At 69.7% G+C, this 18,825-nt stretch carries 12 protein-coding genes; 6 read left to right on the forward strand and 6 right to left on the reverse strand.

Going from position 1 to position 18,825, the window contains the following annotated elements:
• Positions 1-63: 63 nt before the first annotated feature.
• On the reverse strand, positions 64-1,101 hold the full coding sequence (locus ACRAKH_RS12660; protein WP_380727921.1) for a LacI family DNA-binding transcriptional regulator: 1,038 nt from the start codon (positions 1,099-1,101) through the stop codon (positions 64-66).
• 493 nt (positions 1,102-1,594) lie between these two features.
• Here ACRAKH_RS12660 and ACRAKH_RS12665 point away from each other — a divergent pair, with 493 nt between their 5' ends.
• Positions 1,595-2,995, forward strand: coding sequence for an endo-1,4-beta-xylanase (locus ACRAKH_RS12665; RefSeq protein ID WP_380727923.1), 1,401 nt, complete (start codon positions 1,595-1,597; stop codon positions 2,993-2,995).
• 53 nt (positions 2,996-3,048) lie between these two features.
• Here ACRAKH_RS12665 and ACRAKH_RS12670 read toward each other — a convergent pair whose 3' ends face one another.
• The 5 genes from ACRAKH_RS12670 to ACRAKH_RS12690 all read right to left on the reverse strand — a co-directional run bounded on the left by ACRAKH_RS12670 (position 3,049) and on the right by ACRAKH_RS12690 (position 11,424).
• Positions 3,049-4,344: a cellulose binding domain-containing protein gene (locus ACRAKH_RS12670; RefSeq protein ID WP_380727924.1), complete on the reverse strand. Its 1,296-nt coding sequence runs from the start codon at positions 4,342-4,344 to the stop codon at positions 3,049-3,051.
• Between the two features lie 93 nt (positions 4,345-4,437).
• Positions 4,438-5,766 carry an endo-1,4-beta-xylanase gene (locus ACRAKH_RS12675; RefSeq protein WP_447009832.1) on the reverse strand — a complete coding sequence of 443 codons (1,329 nt, stop codon included), beginning with the start codon at positions 5,764-5,766 and terminating at the stop codon, positions 4,438-4,440.
• A 484-nt stretch (positions 5,767-6,250) separates the two neighbouring features.
• Entirely contained in the window at positions 6,251-8,353 is a 2,103-nt protein-coding gene (locus tag ACRAKH_RS12680; protein ID WP_380720353.1) for a family 43 glycosylhydrolase, read from the reverse strand.
• A gap of 75 nt (positions 8,354-8,428) precedes the next feature.
• Positions 8,429-9,952 carry a non-reducing end alpha-L-arabinofuranosidase family hydrolase gene (locus tag ACRAKH_RS12685; RefSeq protein ID WP_380720356.1) on the reverse strand — a complete coding sequence of 508 codons (1,524 nt, stop codon included), beginning with the start codon at positions 9,950-9,952 and terminating at the stop codon, positions 8,429-8,431.
• Between the two features lie 86 nt (positions 9,953-10,038).
• Positions 10,039-11,424 carry an endo-1,4-beta-xylanase gene (locus tag ACRAKH_RS12690; RefSeq protein ID WP_380720459.1) on the reverse strand — a complete coding sequence of 462 codons (1,386 nt, stop codon included), beginning with the start codon at positions 11,422-11,424 and terminating at the stop codon, positions 10,039-10,041.
• Positions 11,425-12,347: 923 nt separating this feature from the next.
• On the opposite strand from ACRAKH_RS12690, the gene ACRAKH_RS12695 reads away from it, so the two are divergent.
• From ACRAKH_RS12695 to ACRAKH_RS12715, 5 genes are all read left to right on the forward strand, one after another.
• The gene (locus tag ACRAKH_RS12695; RefSeq protein ID WP_380720359.1) at positions 12,348-13,997 is read left to right on the forward strand and encodes a glycoside hydrolase family 27 protein; all 1,650 of its coding nucleotides are present in this window, start codon (positions 12,348-12,350) and stop codon (positions 13,995-13,997) included.
• Between the two features lie 43 nt (positions 13,998-14,040).
• Entirely contained in the window at positions 14,041-15,423 is a 1,383-nt protein-coding gene (locus ACRAKH_RS12700; RefSeq protein ID WP_380720362.1) for a glycoside hydrolase family 43 protein, read from the forward strand.
• A gap of 320 nt (positions 15,424-15,743) precedes the next feature.
• Entirely contained in the window at positions 15,744-17,009 is a 1,266-nt protein-coding gene (locus ACRAKH_RS12705) for an ABC transporter substrate-binding protein (protein ID WP_380720365.1), read from the forward strand.
• Between the two features lie 4 nt (positions 17,010-17,013).
• Positions 17,014-17,964 (forward strand): carbohydrate ABC transporter permease, encoded by a 951-nt coding sequence (locus ACRAKH_RS12710; protein WP_380720368.1) that lies wholly within the window; start codon positions 17,014-17,016, stop codon positions 17,962-17,964.
• Positions 17,961-18,809: a carbohydrate ABC transporter permease gene (locus tag ACRAKH_RS12715; RefSeq protein ID WP_380720371.1), complete on the forward strand. Its 849-nt coding sequence runs from the start codon at positions 17,961-17,963 to the stop codon at positions 18,807-18,809. Before ACRAKH_RS12710 ends, ACRAKH_RS12715 begins: the two co-directional genes overlap by 4 nt.
• The last annotated feature ends 16 nt before the right edge of the window (positions 18,810-18,825 follow it).

Here is an 18,825-nt window from a genome sequence, read left to right on the forward strand (position 1 = left end):
GCGGTACCGGCCACGACGTCGATCATTTCGGTCAGTCGGCCGCACGACAACGCTGCCCCGGCGTCACGGGCGGGGCGCGGTGGTGCTCGCGCGGACCGTGAGTCCCGTGGCGTGCATGAGGCGGTTCTGGGGGAGGGGGTCGCCCTGGGCGAGGGTGACGATCATGTCGGTGGCGGCGGCGGCCATGTCGCTGAGGGGTTGGTGGACGGTGGTGAGGGCGGGGATCGCCCACTGCGCGGGCGGGAGGTCGTCGAAGCCGACGACGCTGAGGTCGTGGGGGATGCGGAGGCCTGCTTCGTGGGCGGCCTGGTAGACGCCGAGGGCCTGGGCGTCGTTGAAGGCGAAGATCGCGGTGGGTGGTCGGTCGAGTCGGAGCAGGTCCCGGCCGTGGGTGAGGCCGTCGATGACGTTGAAGTCGCCGACGCGGATGAGCGTGGGGTCGATGGGGACCTCGGCGGCGTCGAGGGCGGCGCGGTAGCCGTCGAGGCGGGCCCGGCTGGACAGGAAGTTCGCCGGGCCGGTGATGGCGGCGATGCGGCGGTGCCCGAGGTCGAGCAGGTGGCGGGTGGCCGAGAGGCCGCCGCTCCAGTTGCTCGTCCCCACTGACGGGAACTCCTGGCCGGGGTCGTTCGTGGGGTCCACCAACACGAACGGGATGCCGCGGCTGGCCAGCTGCTCCTGCTGGGCGCGGGTCGGCGCGGAGAAGACGGTGATCACGCCCGCCGGTTTGCGGGCCAGCACGCCGTCGATCCACGTGCGGCCGGGGGTGTGGCGGCCGTGCAGCTCGGTGAGCACCACGGCGAGCTCGTTCTCGCTCGCCACGCGCTCGACACCTTTGATGACCTCCATCGCGTAGGCGCCTTCGAGCTCGTGGAGCACCAGCTCCACCAACGTCGCGCGGTTCTGCTTCTTCTGCCTCCGGTACCCGTGCTCCCGGATCACCGCCTCGACCAGGGCGCGCGTCTCCGGAGCGACCTCCGCGCGCCCGTTGACGACCTTGGACACCGTGGCGGTGGACACGCCGGCCAGCTCGGCGATGCGCGCGATGGTGGCGCCCCCGCGCGCGGCGGCGTCGGTCGGCGAGTGGCTGGTCGACGGCATGCCGGGAGTCTAGTGCTCGGCCCACCGGCAGAACGTTTCAACGAGGCTGCCGCGAACGTCTTGACGGTCGACGCGACGCGCCTTAACGTCGGCGACGTTAACGATCGGCGATTCTGACGAAACTTTCCAGGAACCGGGCGGTCCGCCGGCCACCCGGCCGTCGCACCGCGTGGGCCGGCCCTGGAAGTCCGCGTCCAGACCTCGTTGGCACGGCCGCCTCCGACTGGTCCGACTACGAGCCCGCCGACGCGACGCCGCACCCGCGGTGACGGCCCGCACGTCGGCACCACCCACCGGACCCGCCGACCGCGGGTCGCGACAGACCTGATCGGCCCCACGGCGCCGATCACGGCCCGGTCGGGAACGCACGCCCGACCGGGGCCACCAGCGGGCGCACCGGACTCCCTCCCGCACCCGCTCGGCCGCACGGGCACGCCACCTGCCCCGGCATGCCCGCGCCGCCGGTCCCGACACCGATGTCAGGAGAAGACACATGTCAGCACCAGCAGGCCGCGCTCGTCGCGTCCTCGCCGCGACGGCCGTCGCCGTCGCGGGCACGCTCGCCGTCGGCATGGCGGTGGCCGCGCCGTCCGCGGCCCAGGCCGGGCCGACCCTGGGTCAGCTCGCCGCGGCGAAGGGCCGCTACTTCGGCTCGGCCACGGACAACCCGACGTTGAACAACTCCGCCTACACCGCGGTGCTGGGCAGCGAGTTCGGGCAGATCACCGTCGGCAACACGCAGAAGTGGATGTACGTCGAGCCCAGCCGGGGCCGGTTCGACTACTCCCAGGCCGACCAGATCGTCGCCTTCGCGCAAGCCCACAACCAGACCGTGCGCGGCCACACCCTGGTGTGGCACAACCAGCTGCCCAGCTGGGTCAACGACGTGCCCGCCGGTGAGCTGCTCGGGGTGATGCGCAACCACATCGCCAACGTCGCCGGCCACTACAAGGGCAAGGTCGTGCACTGGGACGTGGTCAACGAGGCGTTCGAGGAGAACGGCGCCCGGCGGCAGTCGGTGTTCCAGCAGAAGCTCGGCGACGGCTACATCGCCGAGGCGTTCAAGGCGGCCCGCGCCGCCGACCCGAACGCCAAGCTCTACTACAACGACTACAACGTGGAGGGCATCAACGCCAAGAGCGACGCCATGTACAACATGGTGAAGTCGTTCAAGCAGCAGGGAATCCCGATCGACGGCGTGGGCCTGCAGGCGCACCTCGTCCTCGGCCAGGTCCCGAGCACGTTGCAGCAGAACATCCAGCGCTTCGCCGACCTGGGCGTGGACGTCGCGATCACCGAGCTGGACATCCGCATGCGCACCCCGCGTGACGCGGCCAAGGACGCGCAGCAGGCGGCCGACTACCGCGCCGTCACCAACGCCTGCCTCGCCGTGACCCGCTGCGTCGGCATCACCGTCTGGGACTTCTCCGACGGCCACTCGTGGATACCCTCGGTGTTCCCCGGTGAGGGTGCGGCCCTGATCTACGACGAGGACTTCGCCAAGAAGCCCTCCTACTGGGCGGTCTACGAAGCCCTCGGCGGCACCAGGACCACCACCACGACGACCACGACCACGAGCGGGAACAACGGGTCCGGCTGCACCGCGACCTACCGGGTGGTCGGCCAGTGGAACGGCGGCTACCAGGGCGAGGTCACCGTCCGCAACACCGGCTCCACCGCCACCACCGGCTGGACCGTCAAGTGGACCCTCGCCCAGGGCCAGACCGTGAACAGCCTGTGGAACGGCACGGTGACCACCAACGGCCAGGAAGTGACCGTGCGCAACGCCAACTACAACGGGGCCGTCGCGCCCAACGGCACCACCACGTTCGGCTTCACCGGCTCCTCCGCCGGCGCCAACCCGATCCCGGCCCTCACCTGCGCCACCTCCTGACGAACGGCGGCGGGCAGGAGGCGGACGACGCCCCTGCCCGCCGCGCGCGGTGGTCAGAAGTTCTTCGTGGTCACGGTCCACGGCGCCTTGGCGGCCAGTCCGGACGGGCTCAGGATGTAGGCGCGTGCCGTCTGGTTGCCGTTGAGCACCATGTCGAGGAACTGCACCACCGTCGTCATGCCGTCGGTGAGCTGGCTGCCGGTGATGAACCCGGTGTGCCCGGCCTGCGGGTGGCGGGCCAGCACGGACGGGACGGTGGCCAGGTCGTAGGTGGCCTGGTTGTTGGCGTAGGCGACGTCGGAGGAGCCGCCGTCCATGAACAGGGCGGGCGTGTGCAGCTTGCCGACCTCGGAGCGCGGGTAGCCGAAGGAGCCGTCCGCGAAGAACCCGCTGTTCAACGAGACGACAGCGGACACGCGGCGGTCCTGGGCGGCGACCATCGCCTCCAAGCCGCCGCACGAGTGGCCCGCGGTCGCCACCCTCGACAGGTCGAGGCGCCGGCGCAGCGGCGCGCCGGAACGGTCCTGCTCCCGCTCGGCCCACGTGATGGCGTCCGTCAGCAGGGACGGGATGGGCGACCCGCTCGGCACGCCGTTGGGCGAGCCGTCGACCGAGCCGGTGTCCACCACGACGAAGCCCTTCGACGCGATGAACGTCAGCACCCGCGTGACCTCGCTGTTGTTCGTGTGCGCGCACGCGCCGTTCCCGAACGCCAGCACGGGGAGCGGGCGGTCGACGGCCTGCGGGTTCGACGGGCGGAACACGGTGAAGCGGTTGTCGCCGTAGGCGCCTTCCCTGGTGACGGGGAAGTTGTTCTCGATCATGGGCCGACTCGGCTGGGGCGTCGTCGTCGTGGTGGTCGTGGTGGGCGTGGTGATGGTGCTCGTGGTGCTCGTGGTGCTCGTGGTGCTCGTGGTGGTCGTCGTCGAACCGGTGCACGCGGTGCCGTTGAGGGTGAACACCGCCGGGGACGTCGGGCGGGAGCCGGTCGTGGCGTTGAAGCCGAACGACACCGTCGCCCCGGTGGCGATGGCGCCGTTCCACGCCGCGTTGACGGCGGTGACCTGGGCGCCGGACTGGGTGTGCGACCCGTTCCACGACTGCGTGATCCGCTCGTCGCCCGCGAACGACCACGCCAGCCGCCACCCGGTCACGGCGTCGCCGAGGTTCGTCACGACCACGTTGGCGGTGAAGCCGCCCGGCCACTGCGAGCCGACCGAGTAGTCGACCCGGCAGCCGGCGGCGGCCGACGCGGACTGCGACCCGACCAGGGCTCCGGCCGTCGCGACGAGTGCCGCCGCGGCCACCGCCGCGGCCGTCCGCGATGCGCGGGAGTGGTTGCTGCGCAAGGTAGATCTCCTTCGAGTCCGGGGCGGCGGAGTGGCGTCGCGCGATCGGGTGCGGGCAGGACCCGGTGGCGGCCGGGTCCTCCGCGCGGTGGCTCAGCCGACCCGGCAGGACACGCTGGGCCAGCTCCAGTTGCCGCCGTGCATGACGGTGAAGCCGAACGTGTTGCCGTTGCCGTTGGGACGGGCGACCATCACGTTGGCCGACGGCCACGTCGCGGTCGTGTTCCAGGTGGCGATGATCCGCTGGGGCGAGCTGACGGTGACCGTCACGACCCAGTTGTTGGTGCCGGAGACGGTGACCTGGCCGTTGAAGCGGTCACTCCACTTCTCGCCCTCGGAGTAGGTCGCGGTGCAGCCGCCCGGGGCCGGGGTGGTGGTCGTGGGGGTGGTGGTGGTCGGGTCGGTCGGCGTGGTCGAGCTGGTGGTCGGGCTGGTGGTCCCCGCCGCGTTCAGCGCGTTGAGGACGGACGTGTAGGCGGCCTTCTTGTTGCCCGAGCCGTCGAACAGCAGCGGGGTGCCGGAGGCGCGCCACGAGTCGCTGTCGCGGATGCCCCACACGGTGATGCCGGTGCAGCGGGTCACGGCGAGGCAGGCCTGGACGACGCCCTGGTACTGCTGGGCCTGCGTCGTGCCGGAGCCCTCGATGTCGAGCTCGGTGATCTGCACGTCGACGCCGAGGTTGGCGAAGTTCTGCAACGTGGTGTGGTAATTGCTGGGAACCGGGTTGCCGCTGTTGAAGTGGGCCTGGAAGCCCACGCAGTCGATCGGCACGCCGCGGGCCTTGAAGTCCTGCACCATCCGGTAGACGCCCTGGGTCTTGGCGTGCGACCAGTTGTCGGTGTTGTAGTCGTTGTAGCAGAGCTTCGCGCCCGGGTCGGCCGCGCGGGCGGCGCGGAACGCCGCCTCGATCCAGTCGTTGCCGGTGCGCTGGAGGTTCGAGTCACGACGGGCGCCGGTGCCGCCGTCGGCGAACGCCTCGTTGACCACGTCCCAGGAGTGGATCTTGCCGCGGTAGTAGGTCGCGACCTGGGTGACGTGGTTGAGCATCGCGTTGCGCAGCGCGGTGCCGGACATGTTCTGCATCCAGCCCGGCTGCTGCGAGTGCCACGCGAGGGCGTGCCCGCGCACCTTCATGCCCCGGCTGCGGGCGTGGTTGACGATGCGGTCCGCGTTGCCGTAGCTGAACTGGCCCTGCTGCGGCTCGGTCGCGTCCATCTTCATCTCGTTCTCGGCCGTGACCATGTCGAACTCACGGTTGAGAATCCCGACGTACGTCGCGTCGCCCAACTTGTTCGCGGCGACCGCGGTGCCGAAGTACCGGCCGCTCTGCTGGGCCGCCGCGGCGAGCGTGGAGGCGGCGCCACTGGCGGGTGACGCCACGAGGACCGCGGCGCCCGTGGCCGCGGCGACCAAGGTTGACACGAGCGCGGCCCGTGCGACTGACTTCGCTGTCAGCGTCATGTTCGGCGCTTTCTGAGGAGCACCCGCGACGATGCGGGTGGGGACGGGTGAGGTCGGAGCGGTCGATGGTCCGCTCGGCGCGTGTGGCCGGGACCTCCCGTAGCCACACGCTGTTCGGTTCGAAACGTTAAGCAGTATTAACCGAAACACTTCGACCGATCAAGGCTTGTGCGCCCCTCCTGTAGGGCCGTCGTTCACCTGCATGAACCTTGGCGAACCGGTTAAGCATGATCTTCGCCAACCGATAAAGACACAGTTCAGAGGCGAGTTCGGCGGGTCTGTGGGATCTGCGGTCGCACGATCCAAAAGACGAGATTTTTTCGCAAAACTTCGAAACAACTTTCGAGGATTTCGACGTGCCGCCGGTTCCGCGCAGACCGAAAGGGCGACGGTCCCGGCCATCACGTGATGCCGGGACCGCCGCCTGGGACGGGTTCGGTGTCGGTCAGGGAGTGGTCAGGTCGAACTTGCGCACGGTGACGGAGCCGCCCAGGGCCTGGGTGGCGTGGTTGAAGATGCCGAAGCGGTAGCCCATGAAGAACTGCCAGGCGTTGTTCAGGGTGAACGCCGGTCCGAGCGGGGTGAAGGTGACGCCGTCGGTGCTGTAGGAGAAGCGGGCGACGCGGTTGGACCCGGGTTGGATGTCGGCGTTGACCCGCAGCCAGATCCGGCCGCCGCTGACCGCGGCGCTCGCGGCCTCGGCGCCGGTGCTGGTGGTGCGCCAACTGCTGTCCATGGCCAGCCCGGTGGTCATGGACACGCGGGTCTGGCCGTTCTCGCGCTTGACGCCGATCCACGCGGAGGACTGGCGCAGCATGGCCAGGCCGGACCGGTCGCCGTCGCGCATCGTGCTGTAGTCCAGCTCGATGGTGGCCGTCGACGTCGGTCCCTGGATGCGGTGGGTGAGCGTGTTGCGGGCGGCGTACAGGTCGTTGGTGACGGTGGCGGTCTGCAACCTCAGCCCGTTGTTCACCGAGTACCGGCTGGTGTCCGGGTCGTGGTTCCACTCCCACTGCGGTCCGAGGGCGGTGCCCGCGAAGGTGTCCGACCCGGTGAGCGGTTTGACCGGACGGGGCGGCAGCGGCGAGGGGTAGTTCACGCCCCACCGGCCGTTGACCGTCTGGAGGGTCGGCCAGCCGTCCGCCGTCCACGTGATCGGCGCCAGTGCCGGCACCCGACCGCCGGGGTAGGCGTCGACGAAGGACATGTAGTGCCAGGACCCGTTCTGGGTCTGGACCAGCCCGCCCTGGTGCGGCACGCCGCCGCCGGGGATCGGGCCCGGCAGGTCGAGCAGCACCTGCCGCAGGGTGTACGGGCCGAACGGGTTGCTCGCCTTCAGGACGTACTGGCCGTTCGCCGGGCGGGTCAGCCAGATGTAGTAGCTGCCGTTGCGCTTGTAGAACCGCGCGCCCTCCAGCGTCCCGATGGTCGACGGGGTCTGGAACACCTGCTGCGCGCGGACCTGCGTGCGCCCGTCGGCGGACAGCTGGGCGACGCTGATCGTGCCGTTGCCGTAGGCGACGTACATCGTGTCGTTGTCGTCGATCAGCATGCCCGCGTCGTAGTAGCAGTTGTCGATCTGGGCGTGCCGGTTCCACGGCCCCTCGACGCTCGCCGCGGTGTAGATGTAGGTGTCGTTGAAGTCGATGCACCCGGCCCAGTAGTAGGTCCGGTTGCTCGGCCGGTACTGCAGCGTCGACGCCCAGATGCCGTTGACGTACGCCCGCTGCCCGTTCGTCAGGTCGTACTTCGTGCCGAAGTCCAGTGACGGCACCGAGTGGCCGGCGAACTCCCAGTTGACCAGGTCGTACGACCGCAGGATCGGCGCGCCGGGGGAGTAGTGCATGGTCGAGGCGGTCATGTAGTACACGTCGCCGACCCGGATGACCTCCACGTCGGCGAAGTCCTGCCACACCACCGGGTTGGTGTACTGGCCGCCCGGTTGCTGCGGGGTCGTGGTGGTGGGCTCGGTCCCGCCGCCGACGCGGACGAGCTGCCACTGCTGGTTGGCGCCGCCCCAGTCGCTGTACTGGACGACGTTCGCGCCGTCGTTGGTGGCGGCGTTCTGCACCTCGACCGCCTTGCCGCTGTTGCGGTTGATCAGGCGGACGTGGCCGCCGTCGGAGTCGGCGAGGCGGAACTGCTGGTTGGTGCCGTTGCCGTCGGACCACTGCACGATGGCCGCGCCGTCGGCGGTGGAGAAGTTGTAGACGTCGAGGACCTTGCCGGAGTGGCGGGACTTGAGGCGGTAGTAGCCGCCGCCGGAGTCGACGAACTGCCACTGCTGCTGGTTGCCGTCGTTGCGGGTCCACTGGGTGATGCGGGCGCCGTCGTTGGTGGCGAGGTTGTAGACGTCCAGTGCCTTGCCGCTGTTGCGGTTCACCAGCACGTACCACGCGTTCGTGTCGACGGTGGCCGCGGAGCTGGTCGCCGAGCCGAAGACGACCATCACACCTCCGAGCACGACCGCGGCCACCACCGCGGCCGTCCGCGACAACCGGCCACGTCTGCGCGCGACGCGCCGGGGGAGCCCATCGGGGGCGGACATGACTGCTCCTTACCCGCCGCTTCGAGCGGCGTGCGGCCCGGCGCCCCGCACGGGTGTGCGGGGCGCCGGGGGCGGTCAGCGCTGCAGCGTCAGCAGGCCCGGTCGGTAGGGCAGGAGACCGTAGTCGCCGCCCGAGTTGGGGCTGCGCCCCTGGTAGAGGAGCTGGAGGTTGCAGGGGTCGATGGTCTTGGTCTGGTCGGCGGTGGCGCGGACCAGGTCACCGTGGCTGATGTCGTTGGTCCAGGTCGCGCCGCTGTTGGCCTTGCCCGCGAACGGGTTGCTCTCGGTGGCGGCCTGCGGCGTCCACGAACCGCCCAGGCTGCCGGACGTGAACGAGCGGAAGTAGCGCCCGTTGGCCCCGATCGCCTCGACGATCATGAGGTACTGGTTCTGGCCCTTGACCTTGTAGACCTCAGGGGCTTCGAACAGGTTGTTCGTCGTGTCGCTCATGATCGTGGTGTAGGACGAGCCGAAGCTGCCCGGGAAGTTCCCGAGCGGCATGACCTGGCGGTAGATCTTGCCGTTGTCACCGGCGAAGAACAGGTACATGTTCGTGTCGTCACCGATGAGCGTCTGGTCGATGGGGCCCGTCCCCGAGCCGGTGATGCTGGCCGTGGAGAGCACCTGCGGCGCCGACCACCCGTTCGGGTTGGTGGGGTCGGTCGACGTCCGGTAGGTGAACGCGGTCCCGCCCCACTGGTAGGCGAGCACCCAGGTGTTCTTGGGGGCGAAGTAGATCAGCGTGGGCGCGACGGTGCCGTTGTTCATGGCCTGCTGGGGCGCCGAGGCCATCTCGGACCAGTTGCTGAACAGCCCGAAGTTCATCGAGCCCCAGCTCGTGCCCGTGTCGTGCGTCGTGCCGTAGACCAGGTGCCTGCCGTTGTAGGGGACGTAGGTGAAGTCCTTCAGCGAGACCCACCCCGGCCGCGGCTGCGCCAGCACCCCGGACGACGACCAGCGGTAGGTCGACGGGAGGGAGCACGTGCCGGGGTTCGTGGTCGTCGTGGTGGTCGGGTTGCCGCTGCCGACGCGGACGAGCTGCCACTGCTGGTTGGCGCCGCCCCAGTCGGTGTACTGGACGATGTTGCCGCCGTCGTTCGTGGCCGCGCCCTGGACCTCGACCGCCTTGCCGCTGTTGCGGTTGATCAGGCGGACGTGGCCGCCGTCGGAGTCGGCGAGCCGGAACTGCTGGTTGGTGCCGTTGCCGTCGGACCACTGCACGATGGCCGCGCCATTGGCGGTGGAGAAGTTGTAGACGTCCAGCACCTTGCCCGAGTGACGGGACTTGAGGCGGTAGTAGCCGCCGCCGGAGTCGACGAACTGCCACTGCTGCTGGTTGCCGTCGTTGCGGGTCCACTGGGTGATGCGGGCGCCGTCGTTGGTGGCGAGGTTGTAGACGTCGAGCGCCTTGCCGCTGTTGCGGTTCACCAGCACGTACCAGGCGGTGGTGTCCACGGTCGCCGCCGACGCGGTCGTCGCGCCGAACGCCGTCAGCAGGCCGCCGAGCAGCACGGTGACGACGGCTGCGGCGCCGGCGAGGGTGCGGCCGCGGCGGGCTCGCCTGACGGTGGTGGGCGGGTGTTGGCCTGACCCGGCCATGGGCGTGCTCCTCTTCTTCGAGGTGGGGGATGACGGACGGGCGCACGGCGGGCGGTCGCCCACCGTGCACCGGAAACCGTGTCGGATCAACCGACGCGGACGAGTTGCCACTGCTGGTTGGCGCCGCCCCAGTCGGTGTACTGGACGATGTTGCCGCCGTCGTTCGTGGCCGCGCCCTGGACCTCGACCGCCTTGCCGCTGTTGCGGTTGATCAGGCGGACGTGGCCGCCGTCGGAGTCGGCGAGCCGGAACTGCTGGTTGGTGCCGTTGCCGTCGGACCACTGCACGATGGCCGCGCCGTCCGCGGTGGAGAAGTTGTAGACGTCCAGCACCTTGCCCGACAGCCTCGACTTCACCCGGTAGTAGCCGCCGCCGGAGTCGACGAACTGCCACTGCTGCTGGCTGCCGTCGTTGCGGGTCCACTGCGTGATGCGCGCGCCGTCGTTGGTGGCCAGGTTGTAGACGTCCAGCACCTTGCCGCTGTTGCGGTTCACCAGCACGTACCAGGCGGTCGTGTCGATGAGCCCCGGCTGGCCGGAACCCTCGTTGAGGGCGTTCAGCACGGCGGTGTAGGCCGGCTTCTTGTTGCCCGCGGCGTCGAAGAGCAGGGGGTTCTGGCCGGTGCGCCACGAGTCGCTGTCGCGGATGCCCCAGACGGTGATGCCGGTGCAACGGGCGACGGCCAGGCACGCGCGGGTGACGGTGGCGTAGGCGTTGGCCTGGTTGGAGCCGGAGATGTCCAGCTCGGTGATCTGCACGTCGACGCCCAGGTCGGCGAAGCGCTGGAGGTTCGCCTGGAAGTCGCTCGGCGCGGAGTTGGTGAGGTGCGCCTGGAAGCCGACGCAGTCGATCGGGACGCCGCGCGCCTTGAAGTCGCGCACCATGGTGTAGATGCCGGTGCTCTTGGCGTTGATGCCGTCGGTGTTGTAGTCGTTGTAGCAGAGCTTCGCGCCGGGGTCGGCGGCACGCGCGGTGCGGAACGCGACCTCGATCCAGTCGTTGCCGGTGCGCTGCAGGTTGGAGTCGCGTCGCCCGCCGCTGGTGCCGTCGGCGAACGCCTCGTTCACCACGTCCCACGAGTGGATCTTGCCCCGGTAGTGGGACGCGACCCGGTTGACGTGGTTGACCATGGCCTGGCGCAGCGCCGAGCCCTCCATGCGCTGCATCCACGCCGGCTGCTGGGAGTGCCACGCCAGGGTGTGGCCGCGCACCTTCATGCCGCGGCTGAGGGCGTGGTTGACGATGCGGTCGCCGCCGGCGAACGTGAACTGGCCCTGGTTGGGCTCGGTCGCGTCCATCTTCATCTCGTTCTCGGCGGTGACGCTGTTGAACTCGCGGTTCAGGATCGTCGTGTAGGCGCTGTCGCCGAGCTTCCCGCCCGCGACGGCGGTGCCGAAGTACCGGCCCTTCTCCGCCGCCGAGGCGCCCAGCGTCGTGCCCGCCAGGGCCCGGCCGTCGAACGCCACCGCCATCAGGGTGGCGACGAGTCCCACGACGAGCAGCAACGCCGTTGTTATCGGTCGACGCGCGGGCGCCGGCCGAATGACCGCTCGTGTCGAATGGTTCATCGGGTGTCCTCGGGGGAGTGTTAGCGCTAACAATCTCGGGATCGACAAAGCTCGATGCAAATGTGATGGCATTGAGTCGCAGTAGTCGACGCGGTGAGTTCGCGCCGTGCCTCTCAGACTGTGGAGGATGACCCCACGGACGGTCAAGACGTTACGAATAAGTTTCGTGCAGGTAGGCGGCGGTGTCGTCTCGACATTAGGCCGTTCGGGCGGCGTGGTGGCCTTGTGGGGGCGGCGTGGCCAGGTCGAACGGCGTTCGACGGGATTCCGTGCCGCGGTCGCTAAAGTTAGCGCAAACATTTTAGCTCGTGCCGACCTGGTGACGCGGGAGCTCGAACACTCCTCGCGGCGGCGCGGTGAGCGGCGACGAACTCTCGCGGAGTCGCGGCGAAGGCCTTGGCCCTGTTCAAGGGGCTGAACAGAGCAATTCGCGCACAAAGCCGACGGGGTGCGCAGGTGGCCGAGAACTCGGCTCGGTACCGTTGTGGTGCAACGGTAGTCGCTAAAGTTAACGCTCACACTTTAGCTTTGACCACGCTGCGGCGACGTGGCTACATTGGCGTGGCAGTCAAGGCCGCTCCGCATCCGAAGAGGCACGCTCAACCGCGTCCGCCCGCGTTGAACGCGACCCCGCCGCACCACCTCGCCGTCCGACGGCGCCCGGCCGCCGGGCAGCCCTCGCACGTCCGCCGACCCCCGGTGGAGGCGCGGTGTCGTTCGGCTTCGACGGTTCCACGAGCGGCGCGCTCCACCTCCCGACCCCCGTGACCCGCGCTGCCGGCGGTGCGACGTCGGCGGCGTCCTCGTCGAAGCGGAAAGAGGCGATGATGCCCACCCGTACCCGTGGACGACTCCTCCACCTGGCCCTGGCGGCCGTCACGGCGCTGGGGGTGTTCACCGCGGCCCCGGTCGCCGCCCCCGTCGCCCAGGCCGCGCCCGGCAGCCCGGCGCTCACCCCGCCGATGGGCTGGAACAGCTGGAACAGCTTCGGCTGCGGCATCACCGAGGCGCAGGTCCGGCAGGCCGCGGACGCGATGGTCTCCTCCGGGATGCGCGACGCCGGTTACCAGTACGTGGTCGTGGACGACTGCTGGTTCGACCCGAACCGCGACAGCGCGGGCAACCTGCGCGCCCACCCGACGAAGTTCCCCAGCGGCATGAAGGCGCTCGGCGACCACATCCACGCCCGCGGCCTGAAGTTCGGCATCTACCAGGCGCCCAACGAGAAGACCTGCGCGCAGGGCGTCGGCACCCACCCCGGCGCCACCGGCAGCAAGGGCCACGAGGTCCAGGACGCCCGCACGTTCGCCTCCTGGGGCGTGGACTACCTGAAGTACGACTGGTGCTCGGGCAGCGGCACCCGCGACGAGCAGGTCGCCCGGTTCACCATCATGCGCGACGCGCTGCGCGCCACCGGCCGCCCGATCGTCTACAGCATCAACTCCAACAGCTTCCACGCGCCGACGGGCGACAAGTACGACTGGGGCGAGGTCGCCGACCTGTGGCGCACCACCGAGGACCTGCTGGACATCTGGCAGAACGGCAACACCAACAGCTACCCGATGGGCGTCGGCAACGTCCTCGACGTCACCGCGCCGCTGGCCGCGCAGACCGGTCCGGGCAACTGGAACGACCCCGACATGCTCGTCGTCGGCCGGCCCGGCCTGACCCTCACCGAGTCCCGCACGCACTTCGCCCTGTGGGCGCTGATGGCCTCGCCGCTCATGGCGGGCAACGACATCCGCACCATGTCGTCCGACATCAGCGCGGTCCTGCGCAACCCGCGGCTGATCGCGGTCAACCAGGACCGGCTGGGCGCGGGCGGTCGACGGGTCCGCGACGACGGCAACACCGAGGTCTTCGCCAAGGCACTGTCGGACGGCTCGGTGGCCGTCGGCCTGATCAACCGGGGCAGCGCGACGAGCACCATCACCACCACCGCGGCGCAGGTCGGCCTGACCGGCGGCTCGTTCACCCTCACCGACCTGTGGACCGGCGCGACGTCCGGCAGCACGGGCCAGATCTCGGCGAGCGTCCCGGCGCACGGCTCGGCCGTCTACCGGGTGTCCGGCGGCGCCCCGTCCGCTTCCACGACGTCACGCCTGCGCGGCACCGGTTCCGGCCGCTGCGTGGACGTGGACAACGCCTCGACCGCCTCCGGCGCGGCCACCCTCATCTGGGACTGCCACACCGCGGCCAACCAGCTGTGGACGACGTGGGCGAACGGCGAGGTCCGAGTCTTCGGCGACAAGTGCCTCGACGCCTACAACCAGGGCAGGACGAACGGCACCCGCGTGATCACGTGGCCGTGCAACGGCCAGGCCAACCAGCGCTGGACGTTCCAGGCCGACGGCTCCCTCCGCAACGCCCAGTCCGGGCTCTGCCTGGACGTCAACCAGGCGGGCACCGCCAACGGGTCCGCCCTGATCCTCTGGACCTGCAACGGGCAGGACAACCAGAAGTGGACCCGCGCCTGACGCACAGCCCCCGTCGCCGATGTCCCTCCCGGAGGTTGACCTCATGAAACCCACGCTGTCGTCCGCGGCTGTCAGGCGGCGGGCAGGCGCCCTGCTCACCGCGATCCTCTGCGCCCTGGCCCTCGCCCCCGCGGTGGCCAAGGCCGACAACCCCATCGTCCAGCACATCTACACCGCCGACCCGGCGCCACTGGTCCACAACGGACGCGTCTACCTCTACACCGGGCACGACGAGGACGGCTCGACCTGGTTCACCATGAAGGAGTGGCGGGTCTGGTCCTCCGACGACATGGTGAACTGGACCGACCACGGCTCGCCGATGAACCTGGGCACGTTCGCCTGGGCCAAGCAGGACGCGTGGGCGGGCCAGGCGATCCAGCGCAACGGCAAGTTCTACTGGTACGTCCCGGTGGTCAACCGCGCCACCGGCCGGATGGCGATCGGCGTCGGGGTCGCCGACAGCCCCACCGGCCCGTTCCGCGACGCGCTCGGCCGCCCGCTGGTGGAGAACGGCGAGATCGACCCGACCGTCTTCATCGACGACAACGGCCAGGCGTACCTGTACTGGGGCAACCCGAACCTGTGGTACGTGCGGCTCAACGCCGACATGACGTCCTTCTCGGGCAGCCCCACGCAGATCCCGCTCACCACGGCGGGCTTCGGCTCCCGCACCGGTGACGCCAGTCGGCCCACGCTCTACGAGGAAGGGCCGTGGGTCTACAAGCGCAACGGCCTGTACTACAACGTGTTCGCGGCGAAGTGCTGCTCGGAGTTCATCGCCTACTCCACCGCGCCCAGCCCCACCGGGCCGTGGACCTACCGCGGCACGGTCATGCCGACGCAGGGCAGCAGCTTCACCAACCACGCGGGCATCGTCGACTTCAAGGGCAGCTCGTACTTCTTCTACCACAACGGCGCCCTGCCGGGCGGGGGCGGCTTCACCCGGTCCGTGGCGGTGGAGAGGTTCGGCTACAACGCCGACGGGACCATCCCGACCATCACCATGACCACGGGCGGAGCGCCGCAGGCGGGCACGCTCAACCCGTTCGTCCGCCAGGAGGCCGAGACCATCGCGTGGGGCTCCGGCATCGAGACGGAACCGTCGTCCGAGGGCGGCATGAACGTCGGCTGGATCGAGAACGGCGACTACGTCAAGGTGAAGGGGGCCGCGTTCGGCACGGGCGCGAGGACGTTCAGCGCGCGGGTCGCCTCGGCCGCCGCCGGCGGCGCGATCGAGGTCCGGCTGGACGGCCCGAGCGGTGCGGTGGTGGGGCGCTGCGGCGTGTCCGGCACCGGCGGCTGGCAGAACTGGACCACGGTCTCCTGCCCGGTCGGCGGCGCGACGGGCACCCGTGACCTCTACCTCCGGTTCACCGGCGGCAGCGGCTACCTCTTCAACGTCAACTGGTGGCAGTTCACGGCGTAGCGGGCGTGCGGTGGTCGCGGGCCAGCGGGCGAGCGCCGACCCGCGACCACCGTGCGGGCTTAGATAGTTCGCGTTCACAAAGGGAGTCGAGGGGCGTCCACCGAGGCGAGATCGACTCGGTGTTTACCAGGCGCGCCAAGTGTTCTTGACGACGGTTGTGACACACCTTACTGTCGTGAGCGCTAACAATCGGAGTTGAGAGCGAAACTTTCGGCCGCACGGTGCGGCGGGCGCTCGACCCGGTTCACGCGATCGCCGGCCTGCGGTGGCACACCGCACGGTGGCGGTGCCGCCTGTTCTCGCACACTTGGAGAAGCGTCGTGAAACTCCGCTTGCCCGTTCTCCGCACCGTCGCGGTCCTGGCCCTCCTCGCCGCCTGCACACCCGGCACGGGGGGCGGCGGGGGAGGGGACGACAAGTCGTTCGAGTTCTGGTCGTTCGCCGCCATCAACCAGAAGCTGACCGTGGACGCGTACCAGGCGAAGCACCCGGACATCCGGATCAAGCTCACCGAGGTGGGCTCCTCGACCGAGACCGCGCAGTCGCTGACCACCGCGCTGGCCGGCGGGAAGGTGCCCGACCTGGTGCTCATCCAGGGCGACAACCTGCCGCAGTTCGTGGAGCAGCCGCAGAACTTCGTGGACCTGCGGACGTTGGGCGCCGACGACATCAAGGGCGACTACCTCGACTGGGTGTGGAAGCAGAGCGTCGCCAAGGACGGCGAGGTGCTGGGCGTCCCCACCGACGTGGGCGGCATGGCCGTGGCCTACCGGACCGACCTGTTCGCCGCCGCCGGGCTGCCCACCGACCGCGAGGCCGTGAGCGCGCTGTGGCCGACGTGGGACGAGTTCATCGAGACCGGCAAGCGGTACAAGCAGGCCACCGGCAAGGCGTTCACCGACAACGCGGCCACCAGCGTGTTCTACCAGGCGGTCAACCAGGTCTCGGAGAAGTACTACAGCGAGGACCGCAAGCTGGTCTACGCCACCAACCCGCAGGTGAAGGCGGCGTTCGACCTCGGCATCAAGGCCGCCACGGCCGGGATCACCGCCGGGCAGTCGTCGTTCGAGAGCGCGTGGAGCGCCGGCATGGCGCAGGGCGGGTACGCCGCCGTGTCCGCGCCGTCGTGGATGCTCAACAGCATCCGCAGCACCGCCCCCGACACCAAGGGCAAGTGGGACATCGCCAAGATCCCCGGCGCCTCCGGCAACTGGGGCGGCAGCTACCTGGCCATCCCCAAGCGCGCGAAGAACCCGCAGGCCGCGTGGAACTACATCAAGGAGATGCAGTCGCCCCAGGGGCAGCTGGAGCACTTCTCCCGCGTCGGCGCGCTGCCCTCCACGCCGTCGGTCTACCAGGACTCCAAGCTGACCGACGCGAAGGACCCGTTCTTCTCCGACGCGCCGACCGGCAAGATCTACACCGACTCGCTGCTGGGCCTGAAGCCGTTCTACATCGGCCCCGACAGCGCGGCCATCGGCCAGGAGTTCCTCAACGCCATCACCAACGTCGAGCAGAGCGGCGGCAACCCGGCCACGGCGTGGGACGACGCGGTGCGCAACATCAAGACCGCCATCGGCGAGTGACGCCGTGACCGCCACGCTCACGCCGGCGCCCTCGGCCGCACTGCCGCCGCCCGCCGCCCCGAAGGCCCGGGGCCTGGGCGAGCGGTTGGCCCCGTACGCCTACATCGCCCCGTTCTTCGTCATCTTCGGGGTGTTCGGGCTGTTCCCGTTCGCCTTCACGTTCTACGTCGCCCTGTTCGACTGGAACCCCATCGGCGACCAGGTGTTCATCGGGGCGGACAACTTCACCCGCATGTTCGCCGATCCCCGGTTCTGGAACGCCACCGGGAACACGCTGAGCATCTGGGCGCTGTCCACCGTGCCGCAGCTGCTGCTGGCGCTGGTGCTGGCGCACGTGCTCAACCACGCGCGGCTGCGGTTCGCGTTGTTCTTCCGCATGTCGGTGCTGGTTCCCTACATCACCTCCGTGGCGGCCACGGCGATCGTCTTCGCGCAGCTGTTCGACCGGGACTACGGGCTGCTGAACTGGCTGCTCGGGCTGGTCGGCGTGGCGCCGGTCGACTTCGTCCAGTCGACGTGGGGCAGCCACGTCCTCATCGCCACGATGGTGACCTGGCGGTGGTTCGGCTACACGACGCTGCTCTACCTGGCGTCGCTGCAGTCGGTGCCGCGGTCGGTGTTCGAGGCGGCGGCGATCGACGGCGCCGGACCGTGGCAGCGGTTCCGCCACATCACCGTCCCGTCGCTGCGGCCGGTGATCATCTTCACGGTCGTCACGTCGACCATCGGCGGGTTGCAGATCTTCACCGAACCCCTGCTGATCGCCTCGGGCGCGCCGCTGACGTGCGGGGCGGTGCGGCAGTGCCAGACGTTGACGCTGTTCCTGTACGAGCAGGGCTTCGGGCAGTTCGAGTTCGGCTACGGCTCGGCGATCGGCGTGGCGCTGTTCGCCATGGTCGTGGCGATCGCGGCGATCAACTACCTGCTGTCCACCCGGATCAAGGCGGACCGATGACGAGCACCGCACCGCGCCACCGGCCCGTCGACCGGGTCCGCTGGTGGACCTACCTGCTGCTGGCGGCGGCCACCGTCGTGTGCCTGTTCCCGCTGTACTGGATGTTCATCGTCGCGACGACCGACACCGCCACGGCGACGCGGATGCCGCCCGAAGTGGTGCCGGGCGGCAACTTCCTCGAGCTCGCGGGCCTGGTGCTGGAGACGGTGCCGTTCGTGCAGTCGTTGCTCAACAGCCTCGCCGTGGCGACCGCGATCGGCGTGGGGCAGGCGTTGCTGTGCGCGTTGGCGGGGTTCGCCTTCGCCAAGCTCCGCTTCCCCGGCCGCAACACCCTGTTCCTGGTCGTGGTGCTCACGATGACCGTGCCGACCCAGCTCTCGGTCATCCCGCAGTACCTGATCATGTCGGAGCTGGGCTGGGTCGACACGTTGCAGGCGTTGATCGTGCCGGGGCTGGCCAGCGCGTTCGGGATCTTCTGGATGCGCCAGCACATCTCCGCCACGATCAGCGACGAGTTGACGCAGGCGGCGCGGATCGACGGCGCGAGCACGTGGCAGGTGTTCTGGCGGATCGCGTTCCCGATCGTGCGGCCGGCGGCGTTCGTGCTGGGCCTGTTCGGGTTCGTGACGGCGTGGAACGACTTCCTGTGGCCGTTCATCGTGCTGAAGTCGCCCGAGCGCTACACGGCCCAGATCGCGATCAAGGCGCTGCAGAACAGCTACGACGTCGACCTGGGTCTGGCGATGTCGGGGTCGTTCCTCGCGACGGTCCCGCTGGTCGTCCTGTTCGTCATCGTCGGCCGCCGCATGGTCGCCGGAATCCTCGACGGCGCTTTCAAGGGCTGACGTCACCACAAGGGGG

This window comes from Saccharothrix hoggarensis (assembly GCF_052936025.1).